The organism is Streptomyces sp. SID14478 (assembly GCF_010548525.1).
Lineage (GTDB): Bacteria > Actinomycetota > Actinomycetes > Streptomycetales > Streptomycetaceae > Streptomyces.
The window spans coordinates 1-13251 of sequence record NZ_JAAGMG010000404.1; the positions used below are offsets into that span (position 1 = coordinate 1).

The 13251-nt window shown below is 67.0% G+C and carries 16 protein-coding genes and 2 pseudogenes; 11 read left to right on the forward strand and 7 right to left on the reverse strand.

The window, feature by feature from the left end:
• On the reverse strand, positions 1-547 hold a 547-nt coding region (locus G3I40_RS13315), incomplete at its 3' end, for a transposase family protein (RefSeq protein WP_164302385.1).
• A 224-nt stretch (positions 548-771) separates the two neighbouring features.
• Between G3I40_RS13315 and G3I40_RS13320 the strand changes: the two genes are divergently transcribed.
• The gene (locus G3I40_RS13320; protein ID WP_164302372.1) at positions 772-1008 is read left to right on the forward strand and encodes a hypothetical protein; all 237 of its coding nucleotides are present in this window, start codon (positions 772-774) and stop codon (positions 1006-1008) included.
• Between the two features lie 165 nt (positions 1009-1173).
• On the opposite strand, the pseudogene G3I40_RS47110 reads toward G3I40_RS13320, so the two are convergent.
• Positions 1174-1512, reverse strand: a pseudogene (locus tag G3I40_RS47110) (IS3 family transposase); the annotation flags it as partial.
• On the opposite strand from G3I40_RS47110, the gene G3I40_RS47115 reads away from it, so the two are divergent.
• Positions 1504-1746 (forward strand): ANTAR domain-containing protein, encoded by a 243-nt coding sequence (locus G3I40_RS47115; RefSeq protein WP_343244919.1) that lies wholly within the window; start codon positions 1504-1506, stop codon positions 1744-1746. The pseudogene G3I40_RS47110 and the gene G3I40_RS47115 overlap by 9 nt on opposite strands.
• Positions 1747-2470: 724 nt before the next feature.
• Positions 2471-2710: a DoxX family protein gene (locus G3I40_RS13335; protein WP_164302374.1), complete on the forward strand. Its 240-nt coding sequence runs from the start codon at positions 2471-2473 to the stop codon at positions 2708-2710.
• A gap of 233 nt (positions 2711-2943) precedes the next feature.
• Here G3I40_RS13335 and G3I40_RS13340 read toward each other — a convergent pair whose 3' ends face one another.
• The 3 genes from G3I40_RS13340 to G3I40_RS13350 all read right to left on the reverse strand — a co-directional run bounded on the left by G3I40_RS13340 (position 2944) and on the right by G3I40_RS13350 (position 5173).
• Complete coding sequence (locus G3I40_RS13340; protein WP_164302375.1) at positions 2944-3945, reverse strand: PIN domain-containing protein; 1002 nt, start codon at positions 3943-3945, stop codon at positions 2944-2946.
• A 77-nt stretch (positions 3946-4022) separates the two neighbouring features.
• The gene (locus G3I40_RS13345) at positions 4023-4625 is read right to left on the reverse strand and encodes a hypothetical protein (RefSeq protein WP_164302376.1); all 603 of its coding nucleotides are present in this window, start codon (positions 4623-4625) and stop codon (positions 4023-4025) included.
• 401 nt (positions 4626-5026) lie between these two features.
• Complete coding sequence (locus G3I40_RS13350) at positions 5027-5173, reverse strand: hypothetical protein (RefSeq protein ID WP_164302377.1); 147 nt, start codon at positions 5171-5173, stop codon at positions 5027-5029.
• Positions 5174-5303: 130 nt separating this feature from the next.
• On the opposite strand from G3I40_RS13350, the pseudogene G3I40_RS48130 reads away from it, so the two are divergent.
• Positions 5304-5444 (forward strand): annotated as a pseudogene (locus G3I40_RS48130) (TetR family transcriptional regulator); the annotation flags it as partial.
• 104 nt (positions 5445-5548) lie between these two features.
• On the opposite strand, the gene G3I40_RS13355 reads toward G3I40_RS48130, so the two are convergent.
• The gene (locus G3I40_RS13355; RefSeq protein WP_164302378.1) at positions 5549-6364 is read right to left on the reverse strand and encodes a helix-turn-helix transcriptional regulator; all 816 of its coding nucleotides are present in this window, start codon (positions 6362-6364) and stop codon (positions 5549-5551) included.
• 102 nt (positions 6365-6466) lie between these two features.
• Here G3I40_RS13355 and G3I40_RS13360 point away from each other — a divergent pair, with 102 nt between their 5' ends.
• Both G3I40_RS13360 and G3I40_RS13365 read left to right on the forward strand, forming a co-directional pair.
• Positions 6467-7300: an SDR family oxidoreductase gene (locus tag G3I40_RS13360; RefSeq protein WP_239091708.1), complete on the forward strand. Its 834-nt coding sequence runs from the start codon at positions 6467-6469 to the stop codon at positions 7298-7300.
• A 93-nt stretch (positions 7301-7393) separates the two neighbouring features.
• Positions 7394-8896 carry a carboxylesterase family protein gene (locus G3I40_RS13365; protein ID WP_164302379.1) on the forward strand — a complete coding sequence of 501 codons (1503 nt, stop codon included), beginning with the start codon at positions 7394-7396 and terminating at the stop codon, positions 8894-8896.
• Between the two features lie 129 nt (positions 8897-9025).
• On the opposite strand, the gene G3I40_RS13370 is transcribed toward G3I40_RS13365, so the two are convergent.
• Positions 9026-9640, reverse strand: coding sequence for a TetR/AcrR family transcriptional regulator (locus tag G3I40_RS13370; protein WP_164302380.1), 615 nt, complete (start codon positions 9638-9640; stop codon positions 9026-9028).
• A gap of 219 nt (positions 9641-9859) precedes the next feature.
• On the opposite strand from G3I40_RS13370, the gene G3I40_RS13375 reads away from it, so the two are divergent.
• The 5 genes from G3I40_RS13375 to G3I40_RS13395 all read left to right on the forward strand — a co-directional run.
• Positions 9860-10489, forward strand: a complete 630-nt coding sequence (locus G3I40_RS13375; RefSeq protein ID WP_164302381.1) for an LUD domain-containing protein — start codon at positions 9860-9862, stop codon at positions 10487-10489.
• 80 nt (positions 10490-10569) lie between these two features.
• On the forward strand, positions 10570-11031 hold the full coding sequence (locus G3I40_RS13380) for a hypothetical protein (protein WP_164302382.1): 462 nt from the start codon (positions 10570-10572) through the stop codon (positions 11029-11031).
• A gap of 147 nt (positions 11032-11178) precedes the next feature.
• Complete coding sequence (locus G3I40_RS13385) at positions 11179-11694, forward strand: YceI family protein (RefSeq protein ID WP_164302383.1); 516 nt, start codon at positions 11179-11181, stop codon at positions 11692-11694.
• Positions 11695-11898: 204 nt separating this feature from the next.
• Positions 11899-12342: a DUF6640 family protein gene (locus G3I40_RS13390; protein ID WP_203643981.1), complete on the forward strand. Its 444-nt coding sequence runs from the start codon at positions 11899-11901 to the stop codon at positions 12340-12342.
• Between the two features lie 608 nt (positions 12343-12950).
• Positions 12951-13251, forward strand: a 301-nt coding sequence (locus G3I40_RS13395; RefSeq protein ID WP_343244920.1) for an IS110 family transposase, incomplete at its 3' end; no start/stop codon positions are given.

Here is a 13251-nt window from a genome sequence, read left to right on the forward strand (position 1 = left end):
GGGCTCCCTGGTAGCCCTTGTCAGCCCAGCAGGTGATGCCTGCCTGATCGAGAGCGTCGACGATGCCGTGTTCACGGGCCGCGCGCACATCGTGGACTGCGCCAGGTAATGCCGGCGAAGCCCACAGCAGTTCACCGAACGGACCCGCGATGACCTGCACGTTTATGCCGTGCCTGTGGTGCTTCCCCGAGTAGAACGGGCGGTCGGCGGCAATCCGGTCGATGGCCAAGAGTGTCCCGTCGAGCAGCACGTACGCCTTCATCGACGCCGCCCGGACTGCCTGCGCGAGCGTCGGTGCGAGTGTGGCCAGCAGGTCGACGGCCTCGGTCACGTAGCGGTAGACCGTACTCGTCCCGACCCGGAATCCCGCCGCGAGCTGGGCATACGTTGTTGCGTTCCGAAGGTGCGCCAGCGTCAGCAGGGCCTGCTTGCCGGCCGTCAGCCGGCGCCAACGGCTCCCGATCCGGCGGCGATGCGCACGAAGACGGTCAGCGAGGAAACGCAGGGAACGACTGGACACGTCCAGGCCACACGGGTAGACAAGCACACGAAGCCTCTGGTCGGGCGAGGGAATCTTGGTCGTGAACCCGTCTACCAGGGGCTTCACCCACGTGTCAGCTCAACAGCCCGCCTCGCAGCGCAAGTTGGCAAAGCCTCAGTGATTCCAAGGTCTTCCCGGCCGACACGGAGGCCACACCACCTGCGGTGGCCCGGACCGCGCGGGAGCACCTTCGTCTGTCCCACCCGTCCGGGGAGAAGAAGACGGTGCGGATGACCGTTGACGGCATCCTGCGGGGACAGCATTACAACTCCGTCAGGGGCACCCTGGACTTCCTTGACGATGAGGGGGAGGTCCTCGACAGGGTTCCGTTCCGCGAGGTGGGCCTGGTCGACGGGCGGATGAAGACCTCGACCACGCAGAAAACTCCGAGCCGGCGCCTCGACGACATCTCCTCGGTCACGCTCGGGCCTGGACTGAAGTTCTCGCAGTGGCGTAGCAAGCCGTAGGCCGTGGCTCTCGACCGGCATCACGGCTGAGCGACGTTTCCACGCCGGCACGCCCCGCGGTTTTGGTGGCTCACCGGCAGCCGGGGTGGTGTCGTTCTCGAAGAGTAGTTCGTACTCGATGGGGGTGCGGTAGCCCAGGGGTGAATGTCGGCGTTGGCGGTTTTAGAAGATCTCGATGAACTCGAAGATTGCGTTGTCCAGTTCGTCCCGGGTCTTCCACCGCTTGCGGTTGAGCAGCTCGATCTGCATCGAGGACCAGAACGACTCCATCATCGCGTTGTCCAGGCCGTCCCGGATGGTGCCGAACGACGGCAGAAGGCCGGTGGAGCGGATCCGCTCCCCGAAGACCCAAGAGGTGAACTGGGTGCCGTGATCGGCGTGCACGATCCCGCCCGGCTTGGGATGGCGGTTGCGGATGGCCATGTCCAGCGCGTTGACGAGGAGGGTGGAGTCCTGTCAGGAGTCGATGGACCAAACAGCCAGCTCAAGGAGTCGGTGCGCGCACACGCGAGGGTCGACCAGGCCATCGGTGTTGTGCTGGCGGTGGGGGAGCTGACTCCCGACGAAAGCTGGGTGGTCCTCCGGGCGGTTTCGCAGAATACGAACATCAAGCTTCGCCATGTTGCCGAGCTGCTCATTGAGTGGGCGTGCACAGGTCACCTGTGCACGGATATCCGCCGGGAGCTGGAGCGGCAGCTCGGCCTGCCCCGCCAGAGGGGCGACCTCGACTCGCCTTGACCGCGGCCCGGAGCGTGCGGACCGGACCGGTCTGCGCGTCACGGATCTGGGCGCAGGGGCTGGTCATCCGCATTGGCCGACGCTGCCAAAGCGCTGTGCACGTAGTACTGCCGGGCGCCTCAACACCCTGCCAGGGGCACGGGAGTGTGCACCACGCGGCCGTGGCCGTACGACCGCTCCCGGGACCCCTGGCGCTCGCTGAGTCTCCCCCACGGGGACCGAACGATCGCTATAGCTCAACGCCCGCCCAACGGAGCGGGTTACGCCGGAGTCGTGGGTGATTGGGGGCCAACATGTGACCGCATCCAGGCGATCAAACGGCAGCTCGCGGCAGATACGTTTTCTCTCCCGCCAGGCTTAGCCGTGCAGAGGTGTCGGACAGGCCCCAACCCCCTCCAGGGCCGTAACCAGCCTCCAGCCACTCGCGTGTATTTCCCCTCCCTCGGGAGCAAGCTCACGTGAGGGCCCGGAGCCAGCCCCTCGAACCGGCGGCAGCGGCGCACACCCCGGGCCCTCACTCACAGGACGCGAACCGTGCACGACGGCACGCTGGCCGCACCGGAGCGGAGCGGTTCGGCGTTGCGTGTCACATTCGTGCGGGGGTGCGGGTCAGTCAGGCAGCGGATCACTTCCGCCTGAGGAAACGCCTGTTGAGGAGTGCCTGATGTCGTCACTGTTGTTGCCGCCGTGATGGCTGGCCCGTGCCGCGTGGGTCGTCAAGCCGATGGCGGACTATGGGGTGCCTGCCTCGTGGATGCCGTGGCTGGGCGCTGCTAAGGCCGCGGGCGCTGTCGGCCTGCTGGTCGCGCTCGCGGTGCCGGCCGTCGGCGTCGCGGCCGCGATCGGCCTCGCCTTGTACTTCGCCGGGGCCGTGGTCACCGTGGTGCGGGCGCGCTGGTTCTCCCACGTGCCCTTCCCGTTGGTGTACGCGGCCCCGGTGGTTGCCGCACTCGTCCTGTCCTAGGGAGAGGGGACCGGACGTGCATCCGCTCCCTCCCAGGTGGTCGACGGCGCAAACTGCTGGGCCGGGGTTGGTGCTGGCCCCCTGGTCGCGGCTACGCCGTGAGTGCAGCGGTCTCCGGCAACGGGTCGTGCTCGTCGAGGTCTTCTGCCTCTGGGATGGTTCGCTTGCCATGACGTCCAGGTTCCTTGACCGTCGATCGATGGTTCAGGTTCGGGGTGAGGCCTTGATGCGCGTCATGCCCAGGGAAGGTGTACCGATTGGGGAACGAAGTCGATCTCAGTTTGCTGGCCGTCGTCCTCGACCAGCAGGACCGTGCCTTCCACTGCCATCGGAAAGCCGCGATAGCCCCCGCCGTGCCCATCGGGCCGGCGCGGCAGCCGCTCGGTGACGACCCGGACGCTCCAGGTCCCCGAGATGCTCGTGAGCCGGGTGCCCTCGCCGCGGCACTGACGGGCCTTGCCGTCATCCTTGAACCGTACGGTCACTTCTCCGTCCTCCATCTGTGCTAGCTGCCGCCCGGGGAACACAGTGAAGCGGATGACCGCGTCGAGCAGGGCCTGCTGAAAGTCCTCCCGGGCGGTGATCTCCTCGGCATCCCCGAACTGCTGCGGGTAGCCCAGCCTGTCCATCACGGCCAGCACGTTCGGCAGGAGAAGGAGTCGGCCGGCCTCGGTGTCCTCGTTCGCGAGTTCGGGTGCCAGTGTCCCGGTCTTGCCGGGGCCGCGGAAGTCCTTGTCCTGGGACACGAAGATCACCGGCAGGGGCGGGCCGGACGTATCCGATTCCAGTGTGCGGCAGGCTCGTGCGGTGGTCAGCCAGATGGCAGCGTCCCTGGCCCCGGTGCCGTTGGTGCAGGGTGGCCGCTGATCGGCCTCAATCTCCAGCGCGGCCACCGCGTCCTCCGGCGCCACGGGCAGAATCTGGAAGGTGTTGCGGAGATCGGCCTCGAACTCGGAGATGGCCTCCTTGACCTTCGCGGCACGGAAGCGGTCGGGGAAATTGACCTCGGAGATGCGCTGGCCCGGCGGGAGCATCCGGTTCGCCTCGCGCCTGGCCTTGATGAACGTCGTCAAGGCGCTGTCCGTCGCCTGCCGGTGTTGCCGCACGACCTCGCGGAGCACGGTGTCGGTCGTGGCGAGGGTGTGTCCGGCCCGTTCGGCGATCGCGGAGAACAGCTTCAATGCGGGGGTGTGGGGCAGTACGAACCTCAGTTGATTACTGTCAAGGACGATCATTCGACGCAGAGTAGCGGCGTGGTGTCGGTGAGCGGAGGAGGTTTTCCGCGTCCCTCGGCCGAGAGCCGTGTCCAGGATCAGCGGTTCAAGTAGTCCCGTGTGTCGTGGGTGTCGAGCTCGGCCCAGGCCACCTTCACCCGGCTTTCGAGGAGTTGGACGGTGTCTTCGATCGAACGCCTGGTCGATTTCACCGTGCGGTGAACGATGGCGCCCGTGAAGTAGGCAAGAGCGATGATGAAATCCATCGAGGCGGAGAAGCCGTACTTCTCATCGATCTCGAAGAGCACTTCGTCCATGCCAGGCTTGCTCTCCGGCTGGAAGATCGGCCGGAGCATGGCGGGGATGTAGCCCCAGACCACGTCCCCGCTCTTCAGGGACTTGTCGAAGGCCATCTCGACGGTGTGCTGAGCGGAGAACTCCTGCAAGATCTGGACCTGGTTGAGCGGGCTCAGCTCGGCAAGCATGGTGATCGCCTCGGCGGCGGTGCAGGCGACGTCCATGACGAGTCGCTGCAGTCCCTCGTAGTCGAACCGCTGGTAGCAGTCGGCAAGGACGGCGACTTCAGCGGCCTCCCCGCGAGGCCGTCCGTCCCGATCGACCTCGAGCATCCCCGCACGGATGAGTGGCATGACGTAGCCGGTCGGCCTGTCGAAGGCCAGCCCTGCGGTGGGAAGTGCCATAGCTCGCTCCAGTTCTCACAGTCGTGACGTGTCGAGGCGACCAACGAGCGGGACGGCCAGCGGTTGCTCCGCCAAAAGGGAAGCTCCGCTGGTCTCGTAGACGCAGAAGCAATGTGGCCGGTTCGCGCCAGGTTGCTCCATGTCGCGATGAATAGGCTGAAGACCGCGATGAACGCGGGGTCGGCGACGAGCACGGCCCGCAGCGGGGTCAGGCCACTGAGGCGGGCCACGATCATGGCGATGAGGGCGGCATTCAGCGAGACCGAGGCGCCGAGAAGTAGAAACATGATCAGTGTCTGAATGCCGGCCGCACACACCTCGGCCTCGGAGACCCCGGGGGCTGCGGCGGCGACCATGGCCTTGGCCATCTCCTCCCCGATGGCGGCCGGTCGGCATGCCCATCAGCGAGATGGGCTCACCCTCACGGGAAAGACGACGATGGTGCCGGGGCGGTCGTTGGTGATCCAGGTGTCAAAGTAGAACGGGGCGGGGCTGGCGTCCTCGTGCTCACCGGCGACGATCAGAGCCTCGAAGCCCTGCTTGTCCATGAAGGCGCGCGCCAGGTTCCAGCGGCGGTCACGTCCTTGAGGGGAGGGGGCGCTGCTTTGTGCGGCGTGATCGGGTGCTCCACTGAGCCGAGAAACGGAACACCGTTCAGGAGCGCAAAAGGGACACTCCGTGACAGAGAATCCGCCAGCTGAGGCCGCCCGCCGGACACGCCCCGACGTGCAACGCAATCTGGACGCCCTGCTCGCCGCAGCCACCGAGCTCTTCGCCGAGCAAGGCGTGGACGCCCCGGTCCGCCAGATCACCGCGCGCAGGCGTGGGCGCGGGCAGGAGTGCGGCTTGCCCCTTGATCACTGTCAACAACACTCGTGGTCAGTACATCTAGGCCTGTGCCCCGATGAGGCGGCCGGGCGGTGTCAAGAAGACGCGTCGAGGGAAGCGAGCAGGGCCAGAGCATCGGCCGAGCGGGTGCCGGGCTCTGCGTGCAGGAGCATCATCTCCAGCCTGCTGGCTCCCACCACCTGGAACTTCTCGACCAGGAGTTCCAGGGAACCGACCTGTGGATGCTGTATCCGGAACATGGCCTCGGCGGCGGAACGCACATCGTGGCGTGCCCACAGCTGACGGAACCGGTCGCTTTTGAGGGACATCTCCCCGATCAGAGCTTGCAGGCGCTCGTCGTCGGTCTGAGTGCCGACCGTGGCGCGCAGGTGGGCCACGGCGACGGCTGTGTAGTGCTCCCAGTCGGCGTGGTACTCCTGGAGCGCCTCGTCGGTGAAGAGGGCGCGCAGCCGGTTCGTCCCGGGCGCCAGGTCCGGTGACAGTGCCCGGGCCAGTCGGTTGGCGGCCAGGACATCGCTGTACTGGTTGAAGACGAACGCGGGCACGTTGAGGGTCCGCAGGAGCATGTCGAGTCCCGAAGGCAGGCGTTCGTCGGGAAGGTCCAGGCTGCGGCGCGGTTTCGGTGCGGCGAGGGACAGCAGGTAGGCCGTGCCCTCTGTGTCCAGCTGGAGGACCTGGGCGAGCGCCTCGAGTACCTGGGCCGAGGGGTTGCGGTCGCGGCCTTGCTCCAGGCGCAGGTAGTACTCGGCGCTGATGCCGGCCAGCATGGCGACCTCCTCGCGGCGCAACCCGGTCACCCGGCGCAGCCCGTGCCCGGGTGGCAGGCCCGCGTCGGTGGGGGTGACCTGTTCGCGTCGTGCACGCAGGAAATCTCCGAGGGCATTGTCCACATTGGCAGGCTATGCGGTCGCAGTTGGTTCTGGGTGTCCCTGTCACTACCAGGAACACGGGGGAACTGGCAGGGCTACTTCGCGCTGGTGAAGCTCATTGATATGACGATGCAGACGTGGTTCATCACTGGTGTCAACAGCGGTTTCGGACGTGAGCTGGCCGAACAGCTCCTATCTCGCGGAGACCGGGTCGCCGGGACGATCCGGCGGGAGGGCTCGGTCGATGATCTTCGCGCCAAGTACGGCGACCGTTTCTGGGTCGGCCACCTCGACGTCACTGACCTGCTGCGGGTCCGCGCGGTCGTGGACGCCGCCTTCGGTGACCTCGGCCGTATCGACGTCGTCGTGATCAACGCGGGGTACGGCCTGTTCGGTGCCGCCGAAGAGTTCACCGACGAGCAGGTCGTCCATCAGATCAACACCAACCTTCTCGGCTCGATCCAGACGGCGCGGGCCGTGCTGCCGCACCTGCGTGCCCAGGGTGGCGGCCGGGTGATCCAGATTTCCTCGGTCGCCGGGCTCGCCGCCCACGCCGGTGCCTCGCTCTACCACGCGAGCAAATGGGGCATGGAGGGCTTCACGGAAGCACTCGCCCAGGAGGTCGCACCGTTCGGCATCGAGGTGACTCTCGTAGAGCCCGGAGGAGCGCGGACCGCTTTCAGCGGCAGCAGCCTCCAGCTGAGTGAGCCGTTGACTGCTTACGACGGGACACCGGCCGCGATGGTGCGCGCCTTTCGGCACACGCGGGTTGCGGTCCCCGGAGACCCGGTGAAGGTCGCGGCGAAGGTCATCGACAGCGCCGCGCAGAAGCCGGCCCCGATGAGGCTGGTCCTGGGCAGTGACTCCTACCAGGGAGTCACCGCCGCGCTGCGCAACCGGCTCGCCCAGGTCGAGCCCCAGCAGGCAAGCGCGGCCGAGACCGACGCCGACACCTGAGCACAGCAGCGGCACGACCGCCCACCCCCCCCCGTACCTGCCGACGCATCGGTGCGCACGGCGAGACACCCCCCACCGAGTGGAGCGAACAGCATGGGCACGATCGACGCCGAGACGACAGCGGGGACCGTCAGAGGGGAACTGCGTGACGGGATCGCCGCGTTCAAGGGCATCCCCTATGCGGAGCCCCCGTTCGGCGCCAACGCGTTCAAGCCGCCCGTGCCGCGCGCTTCCTGGGAGGGCGTACGTGACTGCACCGCCTACGGGCCGGGCTGTCCCCAGCCGTCCTCGCCCCTTTTCGGGGGATTGAGCACCGGCGAGGACTTCCTGTCGGTCAACGTGTGGGCACCGGAGGGTGCGATGGGCCTGCCGGTGATGTTCTGGATCCATGGCGGCGGCTTCCTCATGGGCTCGAACGCCGGCTCCGGCTCGGACGGGAACACCTTCGCCCGGGACGGAGTGGTGCTCGTGAGCTGCAACTATCGGCTCGGAGCTTTCGGTTTCCTGCACGCCGGTCACCTGGACGACGCCTATGCCGCGGGATCGGGGGCGTACGGGGTGGCTGACCAGATCGCCGCCCTGCGATGGACCCGGGAGAACATCGCGGCATTCGGTGGCGACCCGGACAACATCACCGTCTTCGGCTCCTCGGCGGGAGGAACGTTCGTCGGTGAACTCCTCGGCTGCCCTTCCGCACAGGGACTGTTCCAGCAGGCCGCCTGCCAGAGTGCCGCAGCGGCACCGCTGTTCGGCTTCCCCGCCCACTATGCCGAAGCGATCGCCGAGGCCATGCTCGACAAACTCGGCGTCCCCGCGCGTGACCTGCACACCGTCGACCCGGCAGACGTCTTGAAGGCGCAGACCGAGTTCATGGTCGAGAAGCAGCGCGGCGAACACCCCGCGTGCGGACGCATGATCCCGTTCGTCCCGCTCACCGGCGGCGACCTGCTCCCGCAGTCCCCGTATCAGGCCGTCGCCGACGGCGTCGGGACGGACGTCAGCCTGGTGATCGGAACCAACCGCGACGAGTGCACCTTGTACGCGCTGATGGAGGAAATGGGTGCTGCTGAAACAGGCATGTCTCCTGGCGGATGGGACGCCGACCCGGCCTTGCAGCAGGCCATCCTTGACGTCTACGAACGGAGCCAGGAACCGGATTCCGCGATCACACCGCAGGTCTCGATGGACACCGACCGCGCCTTCCGCGTCCCCGCACTGCGTATCGCCGACGCCCACCATCGAGCGGGCGGAGCGACCCGCGTCTACCAGTTCGCATGGCGCAGCCCCGCCCTCGGCGGACGCGTGGGAGCATCCCACGGCATCGAAGGCCCGTTCGTGTTCGACGACTTCTCCCTGCCGATCACCAAGACGCTGATCGGCGACGAGATGCCCCAGGACCTGCTCACCGCCGTGCACGGCTCCTGGGTCTCCTTCGCGGCCACTGGCGACCCCGCAGCTACCGGTGTCATCCCTGCCTGGCCGACCCACAACCCGGACACCCGGCCCACGATGGTGTTCGACACCAAGACCACCGTCGCCGAAGACCCCGACGGTGAGCGCCGCGCCAGCTGGGACGGAATCGACCTGAGTCTCTAACCGCCGACAAGCTGCACGGCCACAAGGCTACGCCCCCGGCCACCTGCGTCGATGGCTACGACGGCATGGGCGTGTCAAGGTCGCGTCCCCCGGGGGAACCAGCCCGGCGGGTATGGCCGCGCCTGTGTTTCAGGGCCTGCATACCCGTTCGATCAAGTCCTGCCAGGCCGAGCCCAAGCTCGCTTCGATCTGAGGGCCTGTGCTGCTCAGTGCGTCGGCGGAAAGGTACAGCAGAAGCGGGCCGTCGAGCGCCGCGGTGAGCTGGATCGCGAGCAGGTCGAGGTCCGCGCCGTCCAGGCTCAACTGGCGCAGAAGCATCCGGACGTGCATCTGGGACGCCGGCGTCTGAGGACTGCTCGGCAGGGGCTGGCGACCGTCGAGCGCGAATCTGGCGATCTCCGTGTTCTCGATCAGCAGGCGCACCCGTGCCCGACCGTAAGCAACCAGCCGCTCGACCGGCGGCGCACCGGGGCCGAGCGGCGGCGGCCCGGACATCACCCGCTCCTGCAAGCCTCGCTCGATCTCATCGAGCAGCGCCTGGAAGATCCCCGCCCGAGTGCCGAAGCGCCGAAAAACGGTGCCCTTTCCGAGACCGGACCGCTCGGCCAACGCATCCATCGTCAGCTGATCGGGACCGGACTCGGCCAGCATCTGGCGGGCAGTGGCCAGGAGGTGGGCGCGATTGCGGGCCGCGTCCGCCCGCTCCGGCCGCGGCGCGCCCCAACCCACCGGTAGCACGTCCATGGCGGTGATCCTAACAGTCATTCCGGTAAGCGGGGTGTAGTCCGTTTATGCTTCGAGCGGCCGACGGGGCCCGCAGGGCCGCCCGCACTCTCCTTGCCCGGACACCCTAAGCGGGGTAAAGTCCGCTTATGGCGACGCGATGATGACCCGCACTCGTCCACCTAGGAACAGGTCCGTGTGTTGCGGCTCTGCCGAGCCCACCTGACAAGGGAGAAACCCATGACTGCGATCGACGGCGACGCACGTTTCACGACACTGCCGGACGAGCAGACCGTTGCGGCAACCGTCGCCGCGCTCGAGGAGCACGGCTTCAGCGTGGATGTCGTCGACGACTTCGAATCCGCCCGGCAGACCGTGCTGAAGCGGATCCCGCACGGCTCCCCGGTGATGACCAACACCTCGGCCACGCTGCAGGAGTCCGGCATCGAAGCGGCCATCAACGACCCGGACGGCCCGTACGTGTCGGCCCGCAACAAGATGATGACGCTGAACTTCCAGACCCAGCAGCAGGAGATGAAGGCCATCGCCGGGCAGGCCGAGTACGCCCTCGGCAGCGTCCACGCCATCACCGCCGACGGCGCCCTGGTCATCGCCTCGGCCACCGGAAGCCAGCTCGCCGCCTACGTGTGGGACGCCCCGAACGTCATCCTGGTGGCTGGCACGCAGAAGCTCGTCCCCAGCCTGGAGGCTGCTCGCGAGCGAGTCGAGGAGCACAGCCTCAAGCTGGAGGACGTCCGGGCGCAGGCCGCGTACGGGCAGCGCAGCTACATCGGCAAGCTCCTGGAGATCCGGCAGGAGCAGCCCGGCCGCATCCACCTGGTGCTGATCCGCCAGAACGTCGGGTTCTGAGACCCCACAGGAAACCTCACCTGGGCGACACCGCCCAGCGCGTAACCATCCGCGCATCCCTGGACGTTCGCACATCCCAAGTGAAGCTCTTCAACCGTTGTGGAGAGGATCTCGTGATACGTCACCGACTGGTCGCGGCTGCTGGCGCCGCCGTGTTCGCCGCATGCCTGGCAACCGCCTCGCCTGCCATCGCCTCGCAGACAACCACCGCGCCGACGGCCGCAGCAGCGACCGACTGCACGGACCACGAATTCACCATGTCCGGCCGAGTGGTTGAGGGCAGTACCGCGATCCCGTGGAACTACTTCATCGCCGCCCAGGCAGGCACGATCAGCACATGTCTGGACGGGCCTGACGGCGCGGAATTCGATCTCGTGCTCAGGCACTTCGGAACCGACGGACTCAAAACCGTCGCGACCTCCTCGGGCGAGGAAGACATCAAGACGCTCTCCTACGAGGTCCGCGATCCCGGCGCCTACCGGATCGAGGTGGTGGCGACCAAGGGCAGCGGCGACTACACGGTCGGCCTGAGCATCCCCTGAGTCAGTGGTGCTTACCCACCACCTGTAGCCGTGCGGCCGACCGGTGCTCGGGGCGACCGGTCGGCCGCGCCGGGGGCAGATCGCGCAACGCGAAGCCATCCCAATTTGATCATCAGTTCAGTCCCGTATTCATCAAGGAGAATCCCCATGACCGCCGCTGTAGCAACTGGCCTGTGGCAACTCGACACCACCCATTCCGTCATCGCCGTCAGTCACGTGACGATGTGGGGCATGGTCACCGTGAAGGGCACGTTCACCGGTGTCACCGGCGAGGGCGAGGTCCGGCCTGACGGAACCGTCCGCGGTGCCATAACCCTGGAAGCCGCCTCCCTGGACACCAAGCACAAGAAGCGCGACGAGCACCTGCGCAGCGCTGACTTCTTCGACGTCGAGCATCACCCCACCCTGGTCTTCGCAGTCCGTGACACCGCGTTTCACCCCAACGATGTCGTCAAGGTCGACGGCCAGCTGACCGTCCGCGGTGTCAGCCGCCCGCAGGCCATCGCCGTGAAGGTCACCGAGTCGAACGCGGACGCGGTCGCGCTCACCACCGAGTTCACCGTCGACCGGGAACAGTTCGGCATGGGCTGGAATCGGTTGGGCATGATGCGTGGCCTGACGACGGTGACGTCGACGCTCCGGTTCGCCCGCACCTCCGTCTAGGGCAGCGTGCGTCGCAGGCCGATGGCTGATCGCTTCGAACGCGTTTCATCCTCTGAATGTCGCCTTGATGCGCTGATGCGCGTCTTACCAGGAGGTGGTGCTACGCGGCGGCGCCCGAGGCGGTTGGCACCTGAACGTCATCGGTCATCGGCCACCGACACGGATTTCGGATGTACCGACAGCACAGGGCAGGAGCACCGCCGCATGACCAAACGAATCACCGGCCGCGTCAGCCTCGGCAAGGTACTGATCTCGGTACCAGCTGTGGTCGCCGGAGTTGGCCCCTATATCGCGGATTGGAACGAGACACACATCCACAATCTGAACTGGCCACCGCACGCCAAATTTCACAACGCCCAGACTATGAGCTTGGGCGCAGGGCTGGCTGGAGCCGCGCTTCTGCAACTGTGGCGTCCGGCTGATTCCATGGCAGGCGCCAAGGCCGCGCTGGACAGCGGGGCCGTGTCCGCCGCGCTGTACTGGGTGACGCAGATTTCCGCGCTTGCGTACCCCGGCTCCCGAGCCGTCGACCCGCCCGGCAAGCAGATCTTCCCGCAGGCCGTCGTCGCCTTCCCCTCACTGGCGCTCGTGGGATTGGGATACGCCTTGGAACGGCGACGGCTGCGTGGCCAAGATGCCCGAAGGTGAGACGTCGGTGTGGCCCACCTGAGCTGTCCGGCGGATCCGCGGCGAGGATGTGGCCGGTGCCGAGGCAGCGTCATGGCTGGCGTGGATGCCGGGCCGCAACTGACGACAGCGCCTGGAGCCCGAAGGCCGCGGGAACTGGCGTCCGCATCTTCGGTATTTCATCCTGGTCCGGCGCTGCAGCCAGTACGGAGGGATCGCCGAGCGAGCTGGGTTACCGGCCGGCGGAGCAAAGCTGGGACCGGTCCGCAGTTGCCTCCCGAACACTTGCCCTGCGGCGACCGCAGGAGGAGTGGGCCAGGCTCCTTCTCGCCCAAGCAGCGGGCAACGATCGTTTTGGACTTCCTCGCTCACAGCCGGAACGTCCCCCCCATTACCTTTTTCGTAGCCCCGCAACGGGGTTACCGGCCTTCGGAGTTGGCATGACTACCTCCCCTTGTCGAACGGATGGCCTGGGGGGTGGTGTCACCGGCTCCGGAGGCACTGACAGACCGCTGATTAGGGACACGAGCGCTGGCCTTTTCGCAGGCCGGAAGGCTCTTCGTAATGTGGATGTGGCGATCAGTGCCGTGGCAGGGCCGGGTGAACAGCACCGAAGGAAGCCTGACGTGATCGATACCAGCAGCATCGACGTCTACCTCGGCCTGGACGTCGGCAAGGGCGAACACCACGCCACCGCACTCACCCCGACCGGCAAGAAAACCTTCGACAAGCGACTGCCCAACAGCGAGCCCAAACTCCGTGAGGTCTTCGCCAAACTGCAGGCCAAGCACGGAACCGTCCTGGTCATCGTCGACCAGGTCGCCTCCATCGGAGCCCTGCCGCTGACCGTCGCCCGCAACCTGGGCTGCCACGTCGCCTATCTGCCGGGCCTGACAATGCGGCGGATCGCCGATCTCTATCCCGGCGAGG

What these genes read in the sequence shown, in the direction of transcription:
- G3I40_RS13320 (WP_164302372.1), top strand. Translation starts at nt 772, where the DNA reads ATGACCGTTGACGGCATCCTGCGGGGACAGCATTACAACTCCGTCAGG.
- G3I40_RS13335 (WP_164302374.1), top strand. Translation starts at nt 2,471, where the DNA reads ATGGCGGACTATGGGGTGCCTGCCTCGTGGATGCCGTGGCTGGGCGCT.
- G3I40_RS13340 (WP_164302375.1), bottom strand. Translation starts at nt 3,945, where the DNA reads ATGATCGTCCTTGACAGTAATCAACTGAGGTTCGTACTGCCCCACACC.
- G3I40_RS13345 (WP_164302376.1), bottom strand. Translation starts at nt 4,625, where the DNA reads ATGGCACTTCCCACCGCAGGGCTGGCCTTCGACAGGCCGACCGGCTAC.
- G3I40_RS13350 (WP_164302377.1), bottom strand. Translation starts at nt 5,173, where the DNA reads ATGGACAAGCAGGGCTTCGAGGCTCTGATCGTCGCCGGTGAGCACGAG.
- G3I40_RS13360 (WP_239091708.1), top strand. Translation starts at nt 6,467, where the DNA reads ATGACGATGCAGACGTGGTTCATCACTGGTGTCAACAGCGGTTTCGGA.
- G3I40_RS13365 (WP_164302379.1), top strand. Translation starts at nt 7,394, where the DNA reads ATGGGCACGATCGACGCCGAGACGACAGCGGGGACCGTCAGAGGGGAA.
- G3I40_RS13370 (WP_164302380.1), bottom strand. Translation starts at nt 9,640, where the DNA reads ATGGACGTGCTACCGGTGGGTTGGGGCGCGCCGCGGCCGGAGCGGGCG.
- G3I40_RS13375 (WP_164302381.1), top strand. Translation starts at nt 9,860, where the DNA reads ATGACTGCGATCGACGGCGACGCACGTTTCACGACACTGCCGGACGAG.
- G3I40_RS13385 (WP_164302383.1), top strand. Translation starts at nt 11,179, where the DNA reads ATGACCGCCGCTGTAGCAACTGGCCTGTGGCAACTCGACACCACCCAT.
- G3I40_RS13390 (WP_203643981.1), top strand. Translation starts at nt 11,899, where the DNA reads ATGACCAAACGAATCACCGGCCGCGTCAGCCTCGGCAAGGTACTGATC.